The sequence below is a fragment of the Maritimimonas rapanae genome, from assembly GCF_057837205.1.
Genome location: NZ_JBYQFI010000002.1, coordinates 171,056 through 190,413, shown reverse-complemented (window position 1 = coordinate 190,413; position 19,358 = coordinate 171,056). Strand labels below are relative to the sequence as shown.

At 33.8% G+C, this 19,358-nt stretch carries 18 protein-coding genes; 13 read left to right on the top strand and 5 right to left on the bottom strand.

Annotation, left to right across the window (positions count from 1 at the left end; translation table 11 throughout):
- Position 1: 1 nt before the first annotated feature.
- Both AC3IF2_RS10905 and asnB read right to left on the bottom strand, forming a co-directional pair.
- Positions 2-676, bottom strand: a complete 675-nt coding sequence (locus AC3IF2_RS10905) for a response regulator transcription factor (RefSeq protein WP_489167227.1) — start codon at positions 674-676, stop codon at positions 2-4.
- A gap of 146 nt (positions 677-822) precedes the next feature.
- Complete coding sequence (gene asnB, locus AC3IF2_RS10900; RefSeq protein WP_489167226.1) at positions 823-2,487, bottom strand: asparagine synthase B; 1,665 nt, start codon at positions 2,485-2,487, stop codon at positions 823-825.
- 239 nt (positions 2,488-2,726) lie between these two features.
- On the opposite strand from asnB, the gene AC3IF2_RS10895 reads away from it, so the two are divergent.
- Positions 2,727-3,308, top strand: a complete 582-nt coding sequence (locus tag AC3IF2_RS10895; RefSeq protein ID WP_489167224.1) for a DUF2911 domain-containing protein — start codon at positions 2,727-2,729, stop codon at positions 3,306-3,308.
- 2 nt (positions 3,309-3,310) lie between these two features.
- Here the strand turns inward: AC3IF2_RS10895 and AC3IF2_RS10890 are convergent, their stop codons facing one another.
- Positions 3,311-4,927 carry an amidohydrolase gene (locus tag AC3IF2_RS10890; RefSeq protein ID WP_489167222.1) on the bottom strand — a complete coding sequence of 539 codons (1,617 nt, stop codon included), beginning with the start codon at positions 4,925-4,927 and terminating at the stop codon, positions 3,311-3,313.
- Between the two features lie 63 nt (positions 4,928-4,990).
- On the opposite strand from AC3IF2_RS10890, the gene AC3IF2_RS10885 reads away from it, so the two are divergent.
- From AC3IF2_RS10885 to AC3IF2_RS10830, 12 genes are all read left to right on the top strand, one after another.
- Positions 4,991-5,914, top strand: a complete 924-nt coding sequence (locus AC3IF2_RS10885) for a ketopantoate reductase family protein (RefSeq protein WP_489167220.1) — start codon at positions 4,991-4,993, stop codon at positions 5,912-5,914.
- Between the two features lie 150 nt (positions 5,915-6,064).
- On the top strand, positions 6,065-9,010 hold the full coding sequence (gene leuS, locus AC3IF2_RS10880) for a leucine--tRNA ligase (RefSeq protein ID WP_489167219.1): 2,946 nt from the start codon (positions 6,065-6,067) through the stop codon (positions 9,008-9,010).
- Entirely contained in the window at positions 9,003-9,257 is a 255-nt protein-coding gene (locus AC3IF2_RS10875; RefSeq protein ID WP_489167217.1) for a SemiSWEET family sugar transporter, read from the top strand. Before leuS ends, AC3IF2_RS10875 begins: the two co-directional genes overlap by 8 nt.
- A gap of 225 nt (positions 9,258-9,482) precedes the next feature.
- A complete protein-coding gene (locus AC3IF2_RS10870; RefSeq protein WP_489167216.1) occupies positions 9,483-10,889 on the top strand; it encodes an anthranilate synthase component I family protein in 1,407 nt (468 codons plus the stop codon).
- A 1-nt stretch (position 10,890) separates the two neighbouring features.
- Positions 10,891-11,454 carry an anthranilate synthase component II gene (locus tag AC3IF2_RS10865; protein WP_489167215.1) on the top strand — a complete coding sequence of 188 codons (564 nt, stop codon included), beginning with the start codon at positions 10,891-10,893 and terminating at the stop codon, positions 11,452-11,454.
- Positions 11,455-11,538: 84 nt separating this feature from the next.
- Positions 11,539-12,531, top strand: coding sequence for an anthranilate phosphoribosyltransferase (trpD, locus tag AC3IF2_RS10860; RefSeq protein WP_489167213.1), 993 nt, complete (start codon positions 11,539-11,541; stop codon positions 12,529-12,531).
- Positions 12,528-13,313, top strand: coding sequence for an indole-3-glycerol phosphate synthase TrpC (gene trpC, locus AC3IF2_RS10855; protein ID WP_489167211.1), 786 nt, complete (start codon positions 12,528-12,530; stop codon positions 13,311-13,313). Before trpD ends, trpC begins: the two co-directional genes overlap by 4 nt.
- Positions 13,310-13,918: a phosphoribosylanthranilate isomerase gene (locus tag AC3IF2_RS10850; RefSeq protein ID WP_489167209.1), complete on the top strand. Its 609-nt coding sequence runs from the start codon at positions 13,310-13,312 to the stop codon at positions 13,916-13,918. Before trpC ends, AC3IF2_RS10850 begins: the two co-directional genes overlap by 4 nt.
- The gene (gene trpB / locus AC3IF2_RS10845; RefSeq protein WP_489167207.1) at positions 13,915-15,096 is read left to right on the top strand and encodes a tryptophan synthase subunit beta; all 1,182 of its coding nucleotides are present in this window, start codon (positions 13,915-13,917) and stop codon (positions 15,094-15,096) included. Before AC3IF2_RS10850 ends, trpB begins: the two co-directional genes overlap by 4 nt.
- Before the next feature lie 90 nt (positions 15,097-15,186).
- Entirely contained in the window at positions 15,187-15,951 is a 765-nt protein-coding gene (gene trpA, locus AC3IF2_RS10840) for a tryptophan synthase subunit alpha (RefSeq protein WP_489167205.1), read from the top strand.
- Between the two features lie 52 nt (positions 15,952-16,003).
- Complete coding sequence (locus tag AC3IF2_RS10835) at positions 16,004-17,461, top strand: sensor histidine kinase (protein WP_489167203.1); 1,458 nt, start codon at positions 16,004-16,006, stop codon at positions 17,459-17,461.
- A 3-nt stretch (positions 17,462-17,464) separates the two neighbouring features.
- The gene (locus AC3IF2_RS10830) at positions 17,465-18,241 is read left to right on the top strand and encodes an enoyl-CoA hydratase/isomerase family protein (RefSeq protein ID WP_489167201.1); all 777 of its coding nucleotides are present in this window, start codon (positions 17,465-17,467) and stop codon (positions 18,239-18,241) included.
- Here AC3IF2_RS10830 and AC3IF2_RS10825 read toward each other — a convergent pair.
- Positions 18,238-18,705, bottom strand: coding sequence for a GNAT family N-acetyltransferase (locus AC3IF2_RS10825; RefSeq protein WP_489167199.1), 468 nt, complete (start codon positions 18,703-18,705; stop codon positions 18,238-18,240). The two genes, AC3IF2_RS10830 and AC3IF2_RS10825, sit on opposite strands and share 4 nt — an antisense overlap.
- Positions 18,683-19,342 (bottom strand): HD domain-containing protein, encoded by a 660-nt coding sequence (locus AC3IF2_RS10820; protein ID WP_489167197.1) that lies wholly within the window; start codon positions 19,340-19,342, stop codon positions 18,683-18,685. Before AC3IF2_RS10820 ends, AC3IF2_RS10825 begins: the two co-directional genes overlap by 23 nt.
- Positions 19,343-19,358 lie beyond the last annotated feature (16 nt).

Sequence of the window (19,358 nt, the reverse complement as noted above, 5' to 3'; positions counted from 1 at the left end):
GTTATTCGGCAAATTTATAACCTAAGCCATACATGGTTTTTACATAGTCTTTAGAGCCATACTTTTTCATCTTCTTTCTAAGATTACCTAAATGAGTGTAGATAAAATCAAAGCTATCAGCCATCTCAATCTCATCTCCCCAAAGATGTTCAGCTATAGATTCTTTGGTTACAACTTTATTTTTATTAGCTATAAAGTATAGTAAAAGGTTATATTCTTTTTTGGTTAGTTCTATTGGCTTTTTATCTATAGTAACTGTTTTTGAACCCGGATCAATTTCAATTTCATTGAAAACAATAGACTCACTGCCGCCAAAACTTCTACGACGAATTAAAGAATTAATTCTAGAATTTAACTCCGCTAAATGGAATGGTTTTGTGATATAATCATCGGCACCTAGATCTAAACCTTCTAGCTTATCGTCTAAAGAGTCTCTTGCTGAAACTATTAGTACCCCGATACTTGAGTCACGCTCTTTAATAAGTTTTAATAGATCGATACCACTACCATCGGGTAAATTAATATCTAACACAACGACATCGTATTTAAAGCTGATCAGTTTATCTTCAGCATCAAAAAAAGTTGTGGCTTGTTCACAGATAAAATCTTCATTCTTTAGAAAGCTAACCATACTTTCTAATAATTCAATTTCGTCTTCTACAATTAAAATTTTCATCTATTTAATTTTTTAAATGAAAATGGCTTGTTTTTTTAAGGAATGTAAAGTTACGGATAACAATTGAACAAAATTAAATACGGCTCCAAAATAAATTTTGAAACCGTATTTAGAACAAAAACACAACTCTTCCTTTTATATTTTAATTAATAGGAATCTTCATGCACCATCGCTATCGCACGGCCACTAGGCTCGTTAGTATTTTTAAAGCTTTCATCCCATTCTAAAGCTGTTGGTGTACTACAGGCAATAGAGGGTACAGAAGGCACTGTTAATGCAGCAGCTTCACTTGGAAAATGCGCTTCGAAAATACTTCTATAATAATATTCTTCTTTTGTGGTTGGTGTCTGTTTTGGAAAACGAAAAGCTGCATTTTTCATTTGTTCGTCCGTTACTTCTCTTTCAACCAATTCTTTTAGGGTATCAATCCAGTTATAACCTACACCATCACTAAATTGCTCTTTTTGTCTCCACACTACGGATTCTGGCAAATAACTTTCAAAGGCTTTACGTAATACCCATTTTTCCATACGTTCACCATTTATCATTTTATCTTCAGGGTTAATTCGCATAGCAACATCCATAAATTCTTTGTCAAGGAAAGGAACACGACCTTCGATGCCCCATGCCATTAAACTCTTATTTGCTCTTAGACAGTCATATTGATAGAGTTTATCTAGTTTCCTAATAGTCTCTTTGTGGAATTCTTCTGCGTTTGGTGCTTTATGAAAATAGAGATAACCTCCGAAAATCTCATCTGCTCCCTCGCCAGATAACACCATTTTAATACCCATTGATTTAATAACTCTAGCCATTAAATACATAGGCGTAGAAGCCCTAACGGTGGTAATGTCATAAGTTTCTAATTGATAGATAACATCCTTAATGGCATCCAAACCTTCTTGAATTGTAAAGGTTATTTCATGATGAATAGTACCAATATGATCTGCTACTTTCTGAGCAGCTATTAAATCAGGCGACCCTTCTAATCCTATAGAAAATGAATGTAATTGAGGATACCAAGCTTCTTTTGTATCATCAGATTCAATACGCTTTGCAGCATATTTTTTTGCTATTGCCGAGGTAATACTTGAATCTAATCCGCCAGAAAGCAAAACTCCATAAGGAACGTCAGACATTAACTGACGATGCACAGCAGCTTCTAAAGCATCTCGTATTTCATTAATATTAGTTTGATTTTCTTTAACTGCTTCATAATCCATCCAATCACGTTGATACCATTCTTTTATTTCTACATCTTTACTATATAAATAATGACCTGGAGGAAATATTTCTATTTTAGTACAAATTCGTTCTAAGGCTTTTAATTCAGAAGCAACATAAAAAGTACCGAACTTATCCCATCCGATATATAATGGTATAATGCCCATATGGTCACGAGCAATTAGGTAAGCATCTTCCTCAACATCATAAAGCGCAAAGCCAAATATCCCGTTAAGGTCATCTAAAAATCGTTCACCTTTTTCTTTATAAAGAGCTAGAATAACTTCGCAATCTGATTGTGTTTGAAATTGATATGTTTTCTCAAAATCTTTGCGGATGTCTCTATGATTATAGATCTCACCATTAGCAGCAAGCACCAATTTTTTATCTTTACTAAAAAGTGGTTGTTTACCCGAAGCGGGGTCAACAATGGCTAGACGTTCATGGGCAAGAATAGCCTTATCGTTACTGTAAATTCCGCTCCAATCTGGACCTCTATGACGAATTTTTTTCGCCATTTCTAAGATTTGAGGCCTTAATACTTCAGAATCTTGCTTTAAATCGAATGCACACACAATTCCACACATAATCTTGTTGTTTTTGTTCTTTATTTGTATGCAAATATTGATTTATCATTACTAAATGAAAACAAAAACATAAAATTTAATTATAAATTAATAATTTAAGATTTAATTAAATGTAATACTGTAAGATTTTCGTCAATTATCATAACAAATACTAATAGATTCTAACTAAACGATTCATACATACCAATACTAAAGCAATGATTATAAACGTTAGATACTTACGCTAAACAGAAACTAACATGAAGAAAACAAACTACGCTGCATTTTTTGTATTTCTATTTTTATCACTTTTTATTATAGAAAGTACAGCTCAGGCTTTTAATAAAGTAGATAAAGTTCCACATGACATTTCGTATTACAGAGAAACCAGAGTTACACCTCCATTGGTAAAAGTACTTTATGGGAGGCCGTCTAATAATGGTGAAAAAGTTTTTGGTAATATTGTCCCTTACGGGGAAGTTTGGCGTACAGGCTATAATGAAGCTACTGAGGTAAAATTTTACAAAGATGTTTATTTTGGTAATGAAAAGATAAAAGCAGGTACATATGTATTATTAACAATACCTGGGCAAAAAGAATGGAAAGTCATTTTAAACTCTCAGATAGATACTTGGGGAGCTTTTCAATATGATCCGCTATTTAATGTAGCAGAAATTAATGTGCCTGTAACTAAAGCTGAAGAATTAGAAACTTTCTCTATTGCGTTCAAAAAGAAAGCAGAACAAATAAACATGGTACTTGGCTGGGAAGCCACTCGAGTGAAAATACCATTACAATTCAAAAGTAAAGAGAATTCGTTAGCGCATAGAGAAGATCGTTAAATTTACTTTACCTTTTCTCCGTTTACATATGTTTCTACAACTTTTGTGTTCGGAACTTTATCAATGTCAATTGTCATTATATCTTGATCTAAAATAATGAAATCGGCAAATTTACCAGCTTCAATACTTCCTTTTTCATTTTCTTCAAAATTTGAATAAGCAGCCCAAATAGTCATTCCTTTTAAAGTTTCTTCACGTGACAAAGCATTTTCCGTTTGATACCCATCTTTAGGATATTTATTCAAATCCTTACGTGCCACAGCAGCATAAAAAGTTAAAAATGGGCTTACTTTTTCAACTGGAAAATCAGTACCTAAAGCCACTTTACCGTATTGATTCAATAAATCTTTAAAAGCATATCCACCTTTTATACGATCTGGCCCCACACGGTCTTCTGCCCAGTACATATCACTTGTGGCATGCGTAGGTTGTACAGAAGGAATAATATTTTTAAAAGTATCAAAATCCTCTGGCGATACTATTTGTGCATGCTCAATCTTCCAGCGTCTATCTTTTTTATCCTTTAAAACACGTTTATATGTTTCTAATAAAAAGTGATTTGCAGAATCTCCTATAGCATGTGTATTCATTTGAAATTCAGAATCGGCAATTCGTTCAGCTGCATTAGCTAAGAATTCAGGAGTATTTACTAAGGCTCCATAGTGATCTGGTTTATCACTATAAGATTTACGCATAGCGGCACCTCTTGATCCTAAAGCACCATCACCATAAATTTTAAAAGAACGAACATTCAAACGATCAGTTTTATGAATCCCTTTCTTTAAATAGTAATCAAGATTTTTTTCTGAACCAGAGATCATAGCATAAATGCGCATTTTTAGTTCACCTGCTTTTTGTAAGCTATCTATAAGTTCGATGGCTTCTTTAGACAGTCCTGCATCATTTACCGTAGTTAAACCCAGATCAAAACAAATTCGCTCTGCGTCTTTTAAAGCACTAACATAAGTTCCTATATTCTCTAAGGGAATTGTTGCCCCAATCAAGTCCATAGGGTTGTCAATAAATATCCCTGTTAATTTTCCATCTTTTTGTAATATATAACCTCCAGAAAATGGTGTGTCAACCGTAACTCCAGCTAAATCTATGGCAGCTTGATTTACCAATAAGGCATGTCCATCAACTCTTCTAATTGCAACAGGTGTGTCCGGAAATATTGAATCTAATTTTTCTTTTGTTGGAAATTCTTTGACTTCCCAATCATTTTGATCCCATCCACGGCCAGTGATATATGAAACATTCTTTTCTTTCTGAAAATCAACAAGTCTTTGTAACACTTCATCAAAACTCTTTGTGCCTTCTAATCTTACATTCTGTTCTGCCAACCCTAATCCGAAAAAATGACAATGAGCATCAATAAACCCTGGATATACTGCCTTTCCTTTAGCATCAACAGTTTTAAGAGTTGCATACTTCTTTTTAATTTCATCCGTACTTCCAACAGCGATGATCTTTCCATCCTTTACGGCAAATGCTTCCGTTTTAACAAAACTGTCATTAACAGTATAGATATTACCATTAATTACCAATAAATCAGCTTTTTCCTGCTGCTGGCAGGCAAGAGTTAATAGCATTAATAGAACGAAGAGTAAATTTTTCATGGTTTAGTTTTAAGAAGCCTAAATGTACAAAAAACTGTACTTTTAAATTTTAAAGTTATTTAGATGAATATAGTTGTTGTAGGAGCAGGGGGAGTTGGCGGTTATTTTGGTGGAAAATTAGCTCAAGCCGGGTTTAATGTAACCTTCGTTGCCAGAGGAAAACATTTAGAAGCTATTAAAAAAAATGGATTACAAGTAAAAAGTGTTAAAGGTGGTTTTATAGTGCATCCGAAATCAACTGATAAAGTTGATAGTATTCAAAACGCTGACCTATTTATTTTAGCTACAAAATCTTGGCAAGTTGAGGAAGTAGCGAAACAAATAAAACCCATTTTGAATAAAAAAACAATGGTTTTACCATTACAAAATGGCGCCGATAATGCTGATAAATTAAGAGCTGTACTTCCGCATAAAAATGTATTAGCTGGTTTATGCAAAATAGTTAGCAAGATTGAAGCGCCAGGTATCATCAATCATTTTGTCTACGAACCCGAAATCATCTTTGGTGAATATGACAACAGCCAAACAGAAAGAGTGCAAGAAGTCCATTCCATTTTTAACAAATCTAATATCAAGAACAAAATATCTAAAAATATTCACTTAGATATCTGGCGTAAATTTTTATTCATTGCTACAGTTAGTGGCATTGGATCGTTGACCAGAGTTCCTTTTGGTGAGTTTCAACAAGATGAACATATTATGGATATCATCAATAAGACTGCTAATGAAATTAGAGTTGTTGCCAATGCTAAAAAAATTAATTTAACTTCAGAAGATGTAGATCGTGCTATTACTATGTTTTTAAGCATGGGGCCAAATACTACAGCTTCTATGCAACGCGATATTATGGAAGGCAAACCTAGTGAACTTAAAAACTTTAATGGTTACATCGTAAATGAGGGTAAAAGATTAGGTATTGAAACTCCAGTTAATGCTTTTACTTACAATTGTTTAATGCCTCAAGAAAGGCTAGCAAGAAAGACTTAATAAAGATTTTAGAATCAGGTAAGAAAATGTAACTTTGCCACTTCGTAAAAAGTACGTCATTACGAAGCAAATTAAGAATTTACTGTGGTAATCTCATTAAACAGATTACTACGTCATTTTATTCCTCGTAATGACAGGAAAAGATAGATTATGAGCTACCATTTCAATGAAATAGAGGCCAGATGGCAAGAGTATTGGGCAAAGAATGAGACCTTTAAGACTGAGAATACATCAGATAAACCTAAGTATTATGTACTAGATATGTTTCCCTATCCCTCGGGAGCTGGCTTGCATGTTGGGCATCCACTAGGCTATATAGCAAGTGACATTTACGCGCGTTATAAGCGTCATAAAGGTTTTAATGTATTACACCCACAAGGGTATGATTCATTCGGATTACCAGCTGAGCAATATGCTATTCAAACGGGGCAGCACCCTGCTATTACGACTGAAGAGAATATCAAAACATATCGTCGTCAGTTAGATCAGTTAGGTTTTTCTTTTGATTGGAGCAGAGAAGTTCGTACTTCAGACCCTAGCTATTATAAATGGACGCAGTGGGTATTTATTCAGTTATTCAACTCATGGTATAATAATGATACCAATAAAGCAGAAGATATTTCAAGCTTAATTGCTGTATTTGAAAAAGAAGGTAATACTACTGTTAACGCTTCCGCGGATGATGACGTAGAAACATTTATAGCAGAAGAATGGAACAACTTTTCTGAAATTAAGCAGCAAGAAATACTTTTAAAATATAGATTAACTTTTTTGTCTGAAACCGAAGTGAATTGGGTGCCTGCTCTAGGTACTGTGTTGGCGAATGATGAGATTGTAAATGGAGTTTCAGAGCGTGGAGGTCATCCGGTAGTTCGTAAAAAAATGAAACAATGGAGTATGCGTATTTCTGCATATGCTCAGCGTTTGTTAGATGGATTAAATACCATTGATTGGCCACAGCCTTTAAAGGATATTCAAACCAATTGGATTGGTCGTTCAGAAGGAGCAATGGTTTCATTTGATGTTGATGGTCATGATGCTAAAATTGAAGTATTTACAACAAGACCTGATACCATTTTTGGGGTGTCATTTATGACGTTGGCTCCAGAACATGAATTAGTTTCAAAAATTACCACTAAAGAGCAAAAGGATGAGGTTGATGCTTATGTAGAAGCTTCTGCTAAGCGTAGTGAGCGCGATAGAATGGCTGATGTAAAAACCATTTCTGGAGTATTTACTGGTGCCTACGCAATTCATTCATTTTCTGGAGAAAAAGTACAGATTTGGATTGGTGATTATGTACTAGCCAGTTATGGTACGGGTGCAGTAATGGCCGTACCGTGTGGCGATGAGCGCGATTATGCTTTTGCCAAACATTTTGATATTCCAATCCCAAATATTTTTGAAGGAGTAGATATTTCTGAAGAGTCATTTTCTGATAAAGAGAATACCATCATTGCAAATTCAGATTTCTTAAATGGTTTGAAGTATAAAAAAGCCATGAAGACCATTATTTATGAAATCGAAAAACGTGGTTTAGGATATGGTAAGGTAAATTACCGTTTGCGCGATGCTGTATTTAGCCGTCAGCGTTATTGGGGTGAGCCATTCCCTGTCTATTATAAAGATGAAATGCCGCAAATGATTGATGCAGAACATTTGCCAATTGTATTACCTGAAGTTGAAAAATACTTACCAACCGAAGACGGTAGGCCACCATTAGGGAATGCAACGCATTGGAGTTGGGATGCCAAGAACAATAAAGTGGTTTCTAATGAGATGCTGAAACAAGTTCAGCATGACGAAACAGACCGTCATTCCGAACTTGATTCGGAATCGCATCAAGAGATTTATCCTCTTGAACTTAACACCATGCCAGGTTGGGCTGGTAGCTCTCAGTACTTTAATAGGTATATGGACCCTCATAATGATAAAGAGATCTTCTCACAAGAAGCGATTAATTATTGGCAAGATGTAGATCTCTATATTGGTGGAGTAGAACATGCTACAGGTCATTTATTATACTCTCGTTTTTGGCAAAAGTTTATGTTTGATAAAGGATTAGCGCCTAAAGAAGAGTTTGCCAAAAAGTTGATCAACCAAGGGATGATTACGGGTACAAGTGCTATTGTTTATAGAGTTTCTGGGACAAATAAATATGCCTCTAAAAATATTAAAGACAAATATGAAACCGATGAGCTGAGAGTAGATGTTAATCTAGTTGATTCTCAAGATAAATTGGATATAGAAAAACTTAGAGAATGGCAACCTCAATTCAAAGACGCAGAATTTATTCTTGAAAATGACACATACATTGTGGGTCGAGAAGTTGAAAAAATGTCCAAAAGATGGTTCAATGTGGTAAACCCTGACAATATTTGTAAACAATACGGTGCTGATAGTTTACGCTTATATGAAATGTTCTTAGGACCCTTAGAACAATCAAAACCTTGGAATACTGCAGGTATTACAGGTGTACATGGTTTCCTAAAAAAACTCTGGAAATTATATCATACCAAAGATGAAAACTTAGAAAAAAATCCTAACTATTATAAGAGCGATATAAATGATGAGTGGGAAGTTATGAAAGCTGTTCATTTGACCGGCTTTCAAGTTACAGATGATGACCCTACTAAAGATAATTTAAAGACACTTCATAAAACCATTAAAAAGGTAGAAGAAGATATTGAGAACTTTTCGTTCAATACTTCTGTATCTACGTTTATGATAGCCGTAAATGAATTAACAGCTCAAAAATGTTCTAGCAAAGCAATTTTAGAACCGTTATTAGTGTTAGTTTCGCCATATGCACCACATATCGCGGAAGAATTATGGAGTAAGTTGGGTCATAAAGACTCGATTGCTTTTGCTGAATTTCCTGAGTTTGATGCAAATCATTTAATAGAGAGTACTAAGAATTATCCTATTTCATTTAATGGTAAAATGCGTTTTACTATAGAACTTGGTTTAGACTTAAATAAAGAGCAGATAGAAGAGGCAGTTATGGCACACAAAAAAACACAAGCACAGCTGCAAGGACGTACACCTAAAAAGGTGATTGTAGTGCCTGGTAAAATTGTAAACATTGTTGGATAACTACGAAATATTAGGGCTTATAGCCGCTACACTAACTACTGCATCTTTTGTTCCACAGGTATATAAAACTTGGAAAACGAAATCGACAGATAGTTTGTCATTAACAATGTATTTGGTGTTTTTTATAGGTATGGTGTTATGGTTAATTTATGGAATACATCTAGATAGTATACCAATGATATTAGCAAACTCGATTACATCTATTCTAGCTTTGATGCTTATTTATTTTAAATTAAAGTATAAATAGTAAAAGTTTTTTTGGATAGTAGAAATAAGTTTTTACATTTGTCTCAACAAACAAAAGATGAATACAATTTTAAATAATACTTGGTGGTGGAACTTTCGAAACTCAAACTTCGTGAAGTAACCTACGTATATTTAAAACTTATAATATCAAAAGGCTTGTCAATCACGACAAGCCTTTTTTAATTTAACAAATTGTCACCCAGAGCGTAGTCGAAGGGTCTTTAAAATGAACAAATACAATCTCAAATCAAAGTATAAAAAGATTATAGCAGATACTATTACACCAGTAAGTATCTATTTAAAAGTACGTGATCAATATCCGAATAGCATCTTATTAGAGAACAGTGATTACCGCGCTACCGATAATAGTTTTTCGTATGTGTGTTTTAATCCGATTGCTACAATTAAGGTGGCAAATGAAAAGCTAATTCAAAGTTTTCCTGACGGAACTACATCTCAAATTGATATTGATAATGAAACAAATGTTCCTGAGATTTTTCATGAGTTTTCTAGAAAGTTTAGCGTTGATTTAAATGAAAAATTTAAGTTTATTACTAATGGGATTTTTGGTTATACAGCTTATGATGCAGTTCGTTATTTTGAGGATATAAATATTTCAAAAAAGGATGCTTCTTTAGGAATTCCTGATATGCACTATGCGGTTTATCAAAACATCATAGCCATTAGTAATTTTGAAAATGTAGCCTATATTTTCTCAAGTAGTTTTGACGGAAATCATAACGTTGATGAGATTCATCAATTACTAAAGGCTAAGAATTATACAACATTCGATTTTTCTAAGGATGGAACTATTAGTTCGAACCTGACGGACGAAGAATATAAAGAGCATGTAGAATTAGCAAAAAAACATTGTGCTAGAGGAGATGTATTTCAGTTAGTATTATCAAAGAAATTCTCACAGAAATTTAAAGGTGATGAATTCAATGTTTACAGAGCTTTAAGAACTATTAATCCATCACCATACTTATTCTATTTCGATTTTGGAGATTTTAAAATCTTCGGAAGTTCGCCAGAAGCTCAATTGGTAGTTAAGGATGGAGAAGCAGAAATTCACCCAATTGCAGGAACCTTTAAACGAACAGGTGATGATTTAAAGGATGCAGAACTGGCAAAACAGTTAGCTGCAGATGAAAAGGAAAATGCTGAACATGTAATGTTAGTTGATTTGGCAAGAAACGACTTAAGCCGACATGGTTCTGAAGTAACGGTGAAGAGTTACCGAGAAGTGCAATTTTTTTCACATGTAATTCATTTGGTAAGTAAGGTTGTTGGTAAAAAGCATAAAAATACATCAACAATGCAAGTGGTTGCTGATACATTTCCTGCAGGAACTTTGAGCGGTGCACCTAAACATATGGCAATGCAACTTATTGAAAAATATGAAAAAACGAATCGAGAGTTTTATGGAGGAGCTATTGGTTTTATGGATTTTGAAGGTAACTTTAACCATGCTATTATGATTCGTACTTTTTTAAGTAAGAATCATACATTGCACTGGCAAGCAGGTGCAGGGTTGGTATCAAAATCAAATCCAGAGCACGAATTACAAGAAGTATATAATAAATTAGGAGCTTTAACAAAGGCTCTAGAAGCAGCAGAAAGAATAAAATAATATGAAAGTTTTAGTAATAGATAACTACGATAGTTTTACTTATAACCTGGTTCATTATTTAGAAGATCTAGATTGCGAAGTAGTGGTTAAACGTAATGACAAATTAGCCTTAGATGAAATAGATGATTTTGAAAAAATTATATTATCTCCAGGACCAGGGATACCTGACGAAGCAGGTTTGCTAAAGCCTATTATTGAGAAATATGCACCAACAAAAAGTATTTTAGGCGTTTGCTTAGGGCAACAAGCTATTGGTGAAGTTTTTGGTGGCACTATCTCAAATTTAGACACAGTATATCATGGTGTAGCAACTAATGTTACTTTAAGTGTTGAAGATGAAGAATTGTTTAAAGGGTTGGAAAAAGAATTTCCTGTAGGGCGCTATCATTCTTGGGTTGTAGATACAGATTTGCCAGATAGTTTAGAAGCTACTTCTTTTGATGAGAATGGGCAGATTATGTCGTTACGACATGAAGAATATGATGTAAAAGGTGTACAATACCATCCAGAATCTGTGTTAACTCCAAACGGAAAACAAATTCTTAAAAACTGGATTGAAAGTTAGATACTGTCATGCTGAGCGCAGTCGAAGCATCTCTTAGATTCTTCCACTTAGCAAAGCAAAGTGTCAGAATGACAATAAAATATTATGAAGAAATTATTAAACAGACTCATCAACCACGAAACCATTTCTAAAGAAGAAGCAAGAAATGTATTGGTAAATATTTCGAAAGGCGAATACAATCAGAGTCTGATAGCCTCTTTTTTAACGGTGTATATGATGCGAACGATTACTGTCGAGGAGTTAGAAGGATTTCGTGATGCTCTTTTAGAACTATGTATTCCATTAGATGTTTCTGATTATAATACAATTGATTTATGTGGTACTGGTGGAGACGGAAAGAACACTTTTAATATATCAACTTTATCTTCTTTTGTTACTGCTGGAGCTGGCATTCATGTTACTAAACATGGAAACTATGGAGTATCATCGATTTCAGGGTCGAGTAATGTGATGGAACATTTAGGGATTAAATTTAGTAATGAAAGTGATTTTTTAAAGACCTGTTTAGAGGAAGCAAACATTTGTGTTTTGCATGCACCATTATTTCACCCTGCTATGAAAAATGTAGCACCTATTCGTCGAGAATTAGGAGTAAAAACCTTTTTTAATATGTTAGGCCCTATGGTAAACCCAGCTTTTCCGAAGAACCAATTGGTTGGCGTTTTTAGTTTAGAATTGGCACGATTGTACGGATATCTCTATCAAAAATCGAATAAGAATTTTACCGTTTTGCACGCCTTAGATGGGTATGATGAAATTTCCCTTACGGGGAATACGAAGATGATCTCAAATAATTCTGAGGATATGATTTCACCAGAAGACTTTGGAGTGAATGCTATTAAACCGTCAGCTATTTTTGGAGGTGATTCCGTAAAAGAGTCGGCAGATATTTTTATAAAAGTTATTTCTGGTAATGGAACTGAAGCGCAGAATAATGTTGTTTCTGCTAATGCAGGCATGGCGATAGCTACCATAAAAGGTTTACAACCAAAAGGCGGTTTTGAATTAGCTAAAGAATCCTTACTTTCTGGGAAGGCAAAACAGAAGTTAGATAAACTAATTGCATTAAGTAAATGACGATACTAGATAAAATAGTAGCCGATAAACGCAAAGAAGTTGAATTAAAAAAGGAATTGATTCCAACAAAACAGTTGGAACAATCTATGTTGTTTGAAAGAGAGGCCATTTCATTAGCTGAAAGATTACGAAAAAGTACTTCAGGTATTATTGCTGAGCACAAAAGACGCTCTCCGTCTAAGTCAGTAATCAACCAAAGCTTAAATGTACAAGATGTTGCCTCAGGATACGAAGAAGCTGGCGTATGCGGTATGTCAATATTGACTGACGGTAAATATTTTGGAGGCTCTTTAGATGATCTATTGTTAGCTAGAGCAAGCTGTAAGTTGCCATTACTTCGTAAAGAGTTTATTATAGATGAATATCAATTACTGGAGGCTAAGTCTAATGGTACAGATGTTATTCTCTTGATAGCAGCAATTTTAGATCAAAATGAAATTAAGCAATTTTCAGAATTAGCACAAAGTCTTGAATTGAATGTATTACTAGAAGTACATAATGAAGAAGAATTGCAAAAATCTATCATGCCTAGTTTAGATATGCTTGGCGTAAATAATCGTAATCTAAAAACTTTTGAAGTAAGCACTCAAATTAGCAAAAATTTAAGTGATTTGATTCCTAATGAATTTGTTAAAGTATCTGAAAGTGGTATTAGTTCTGTTGAAACGATTAAAGATTTAAAACAATATGGATATCAAGGTTTTTTAATAGGTGAAAACTTTATGAAAACTGATAACCCTGGCTTACACGCTAATCAATTTATAAAAGAGTTAGAAGCATGAAATTAAAAGTCTGTGGTATGAAATATAATACGGTTGAGATAGCAGCACTTCAACCAGATTATTTAGGCTTTATCTTTTATGATAGATCTCAAAGGAATTTTGAAGGCACTATACCTGAGCTTCCCAATTCGATTAAAAAAGTTGGTGTTTTTGTAGATTCAGAAATAGAAAAAGTTCTTGAAAAGGTAGAGAAGTATAGATTAAATGCTATTCAATTACATGGTGGTGAATCACCCGAATATTGTAAAGAGTTGAAAAATCAAAGACAAGAAGTTATAAAAGTATTTTCTGTAAAGGATGAATTCGACTTCTCTATTTTAGAACCGTACGAAGATGTTTGTGATTATTATTTGTTTGATACGAAAGGTAAGCTCCCTGGAGGTAATGGTTACGCCTTTGATTGGAGTGTATTAAAAGAATATACATCCACAAAACCTTATTTTTTAAGTGGAGGAATAGGTTTGGATGAAGTTGAGAAGATCAAGTCATTTAAAAAAACTGATGCTGCTAAGTATTGTTATGCTATTGATGTAAATAGCAGATTTGAAATTGAGCCAGGTTTAAAAAATATTGAACAATTAAAAAAGTTTAAATCTCAGTTATGAGTTATCATGTAACAGAAAAAGGATATTATGGTGAATTTGGAGGAGCTTACATCCCTGAAATGCTATATCCTAATGTAGAAGAATTGCGGCAGAACTATCTGAAGGTAATGACTGAACCTTCCTTTCGAGAAGAATTCAATCAGTTGTTAAAAGATTACGTTGGGCGTCCATCACCATTGTATTTTGCCAAACGGTTAAGTGAAAAATACAACACAAAAGTATATTTAAAAAGAGAAGACTTAAATCATACAGGAGCTCATAAAGTAAACAATACTATTGGTCAAATTTTAATGGCTAGGCGTTTGGGCAAAAACAGAATTATAGCCGAAACAGGTGCTGGGCAGCACGGCGTTGCAACTGCTACAGTATGTGCGCTAATGGGTAATGAATGTGTGGTTTATATGGGCGAAATAGATATTGCTCGTCAAGCCCCAAACGTAGCGCGAATGAAAATGCTAGGGGCAGAGGTTAGACCTGCTTTATCAGGAAGTCGCACATTAAAAGATGCTACCAACGAAGCTATAAGAGATTGGATCAACAATCCAGTAGATACGCATTACATTATTGGTTCGGCCATTGGACCACACCCATATCCCGATATGGTAACAAAATTTCAATCCGTGATTTCAGAAGAAATTAAATGGCAATTAAAAGAACATGAAGGAAAAGAAAATCCAAATTATGTAGTTGCTTGTATCGGTGGTGGGAGTAATGCTGCAGGAACGTACTATCATTTTTTAGAGGATGAAAAAGTTGGAATTATTGCTGTAGAAGCAGCTGGAAAAGGAATTCATTCAGGCGAAAGCGCTGCGACTTCGGTATTAGGAAAGGAAGGTATCATTCATGGGTGCAAAACCTTGTTAATGCAAACTGATGATGGGCAAATTACTGAGCCTTACTCTATCTCAGCAGGATTAGATTATCCTGGTGTAGGGCCATTACATTCACATTTATACAAATCGGGTAGAGGTGAGTTTTATTCAGCTACAGATAGAGAAGCCATGCTAGCCGGATTAGAACTAGCAAATCTAGAAGGTATTATTCCTGCTATAGAGAGTAGTCATGCTCTAGCCATTTTTAAACATAAAAAGTTTAAACCAGAAGATGTTATTGTTATCAGTTTATCTGGAAGAGGCGATAAAGATTTACAGAATTATATAGATTATTTCAAATTATAATTTTCTTGTCATTCCGCACTTGATGCGGAATCCAGAAATCAAATCTATTAATATTAGATTCCTGTCTTCGCAGGAATGACAATGAGAAATATGAACAGAATACAAGAAAAGCTTAAAGAAGACAAGAAATTATTGTCTATTTATTTTACGGTAGGATATCCTGCCTTAAATGATACGGTAACGATCATTCAAAATTTAGAGAACGCAGGGGTTGATATGATCGAAATCGGTCTGCCTTTTAGTGACCCATTAGCTGATGGACCAACCATACAGGCGAGTTCTACGAAGGCACTCAAAAATGGAATGACTACTGAAACCCTTTTTAATCAATTAAAGAATATCCGTGAGAGCGTAACTATTCCTTTGATTATTATGGGATATTTTAATCCAATACTACAGTATGGTGTAGAGGCATTTTGTAAAAAATGTCAAGAAATTGGAATCGATGGGTTGATTATTCCTGACCTACCAATAGATGTTTATCATGAAGAGTATCAACCAACTTTTGAAAAGTACGGTTTAATGAATGTGTTTTTAATTACGCCACAAACTAGTGAAAACCGTATTCGATTTATTGATTCAATATCTAACGGATTTATCTATATGGTAAGTTCTGCTAGTACCACAGGCACACAATCAGGATTTGGTAAAGAGCAAACAGATTACTTTAAAAGGATTGCAGATATGAACCTGAAAAGTCCGCAAATTGTTGGTTTTGGTATTTCCAACAATGAAACATTTTCTCAAGCTACACAATATGGAAAAGGAGCAATTATTGGTTCTGCCTTTATAAATTATCTTACTAACAATGGTGTAAATACTACTAATAAATTCGTGTCATCAATTCTGAGTTAGCCTATTCTTTTAGGAATGATATTTGCTATCTTTACTCCCAATAGATTCTTAAATGCAGGCTAAAAGAACTTCACTACGTACTCGAATTTTTATTGCAATGATTTTATTAGTGGTCATTGCTTCTGTTTTAATAGCGTTAATTACTGTTTATCAGTATAATGAACAGGCTAAAGATTATCACGAAGGTCGTTTATCTCGTAAAGAAAACGCTATACGATCTAGTATAGATCTTGAATTGAGACGCCGTACTACTTACCATGTTTCTACAGAAAATCTTAATAAAATATTTAAAGAACGTATTTATGATATTTCAGATATTAATCAATTAGACATTAATATTTATGATCTTAACGGAAAGTTACTCATTAGTTCATCTTCAAGTTTTTCAAGAGATACAACTAATTATGATATTCCTAAAGAAACATTAAACCAAATAGCAGAAGATGCAAATCATAGAATAGTAAAAGAAGAGCAGATGCCTAACGGAATTGAGTTTCAATCTTCTTATACATATATTAATGATAATAAATTTAAACCTATTGGTATTTTACACCTTCCTTATTTAGAAGACAACACCTTTCAAGATAAAGAATTAAAAGAGTTCTTATCAAGATTAGCATTGGTTTACTTATTAATGCTCTTAATAGCGATAACCATTGCTTATTTAGTTTCAAAATATATTACAAAATCTATTAAGACAGTAAGTGATAAGATCAATCAAACAAAACTGCACAAGCGTAATGAAAAGATCATTTTAGAAAATGCCAGTGAAGAAATGCATAATCTAGTAAACGCCTATAACGATATGGTAGATGAGTTGGGTGAAAGTGCAGTTAAATTAGCCAAAAGCGAAAGAGAGCAAGCTTGGCGTGAAATGGCCAAACAAGTAGCGCATGAAATTAAAAATCCGCTCACACCAATGCGCTTGACTGTACAGAGTTTTGAGCAGCGATTTGATCCAAATGATCCAAAAGCAAAAGAAAAAATAAATGAATATAGCAAGTCGCTAATTCAGCAAATAGATACCATGAGTTCAATAGCTTCGGCTTTTTCCAGCTTTGCGGAAATGCCAAGACAAAAACGCGAAGAATTAAATGTTATTGAGGTTGTAAAACTTGCTCTCGATATTTTTAATGAAGAGTATATCCATTATTTTCATGATAAAGATGAGTTATTTGCTCAACTAGATAAAACACAATTAATACGAGTTGTTACAAATCTAGTGAAGAATGCAAATCAATCATTAGAAGAACAAGAAAACCCAAAAATTGAAGTAAAGGTTACCGAGGATAACGGAAATGTTGTAATATCTGTAGCCGATAACGGAAAGGGTATTTCTGAAGAAGATAAAAATAAGATTTTTGAACCAAAATTCACAACTAAATCTAGTGGTATGGGGCTTGGTTTACCTATGATTAAAAATATTGTAGAAGCATACAATGGAAATATTACTTTTGTATCAGAAATCAATCACGGTACGGTTTTTACCGTAACTATTCCTAAAAAATAAGACATGAATTATAACAATATATTGGTTCAAGAAAACGATGGAGTTACAACCATTATAATCAATCGTCCTTCAAAATTAAATGCTTTAAATACAGAAACTATTAACGAGTTACATAATGCTTTCGCAGTAGCTGACTCCGATGCTTTATGTAAAGTGATTATAATTACTGGAAGTGGTGAAAAAGCTTTTGTAGCTGGCGCTGATATTTCTGAATTTGCTGATTTTAATGTAGAACAAGGAAAAGAACTAGCCAGAAACGGACAGAAAATATTATTTGATTTTGTAGAGAATCTATCTACACCTGTTATTGCTGCTGTTAACGGGTTTGCACTTGGTGGTGGACTTGAGCTAGCAATGGCATCACACTTTAGAATAGCATCAGAGAATGCTAAAATGGGCTTACCAGAAGTTAGTTTAGGAGTAATTCCAGGTTATGGCGGTACACAACGCTTAGCACAGTTGGTTGGTAAAGGCAAAGCTATGGAAATGATCATGACGGCTGGAATGATCTCTGCAGACGATGCTTTAAAAAACAGATTGGTAAATCATGTAAGTACACAAGAAGATTTATTACCCTTAGCTGAAAAATTAGCAGGCAAAATTATGCGAAATTCATCAACTGCAATTGCATCAGCAATTAGAGCAGTTAATGCCAACTTTAAAGATGGTGTAGATGGATATGAAATTGAGATTGATGAATTTGGAAAATGTTTTGGCACGGAGCACTTTGTAGAAGGAACTACTGCATTTTTAGAAAAACGTAAGGCTGATTTTTCTTAAATATTTTTTTCAAAAATAATTTTAGTTTGCCCACCATCATTGGTGTAAATCTGCTTGAGATCAAATCCATTTTTTAGGTTTAAGATCATCATAGGCTTAAAACGATTCATCGATTTCGTTCTAAGTTTTGTATAGCCTTTCTCTTTTGCCCAATTTTCTTGAAGTTTGGCAAGTTGCTTTGCAATACCTTGTTTTCTATGCTCTTTTAAAATACCACCAACCCAACTATACATAGTATTTTCGTTATATTTATAACCCAGTTTAAATCCAATGGGTTTATTTTCTATAAATGCAATAATCGACAATACATTTTCTTTATTTTTAATTCTTTGTTTAAAGAAATCTATACGCGCATCTTCAAAAATATTTTGATATAATGAAACGAGTATTTCTAGTTCGGTAGAATTAGGAACACCTTCAATAAGTTTAAATAGAAAGTTGTTATTTTCTTCCATTCCATTCATTATAAAATTGCTTAAGGTATTTTTCCATAAATTGATGTCGCTGTTCTGCTATTTTTCGCCCAGTTTTGGTGTTCATTTTATCCTTTAGCAAAAGTAATTTCTCATAAAAATGATTAATAGTAGGAGCAGTAGATTTTTTATACTCTTCTTTACTCATATTTAGTTTTGGAGCTATGTTAGGATTATATAATTCACGGTTTTTAAATCCTCCATAGTTAAATGCCCTAGCAATGCCGATAGCACCAATAGCATCTAATCGATCGGCATCCTGAATAACATCTAACTCCTTGGAAGAAAATGGAACAACATCTTTTGTAAGACTATTCTTAAAAGAAATATTATCAATGATTTTCACCACATGTTCAATTATTGCACTGTCAACATTCTGAGATAGTAAAAACTCGGTTGCTTTTTTAGGAGCAATAGTTTCATCACCTTCATAAAATTTTGAATCAGCAATATCATGTAACAAAGCACCAAGAGCGACAACAAGACCATCTACGTCTTCTCCTTTAGCGATTAGTTTTGTATTGTTGTATACACGCTCAATATGAAACCAATCATGACCGCCTTCTGCATCTACCAACGTATCCTTTACAAATAGAATCGTGTTTTGAATTATCTCCTGTTTGTTCATAACGCAAAATAAAAAA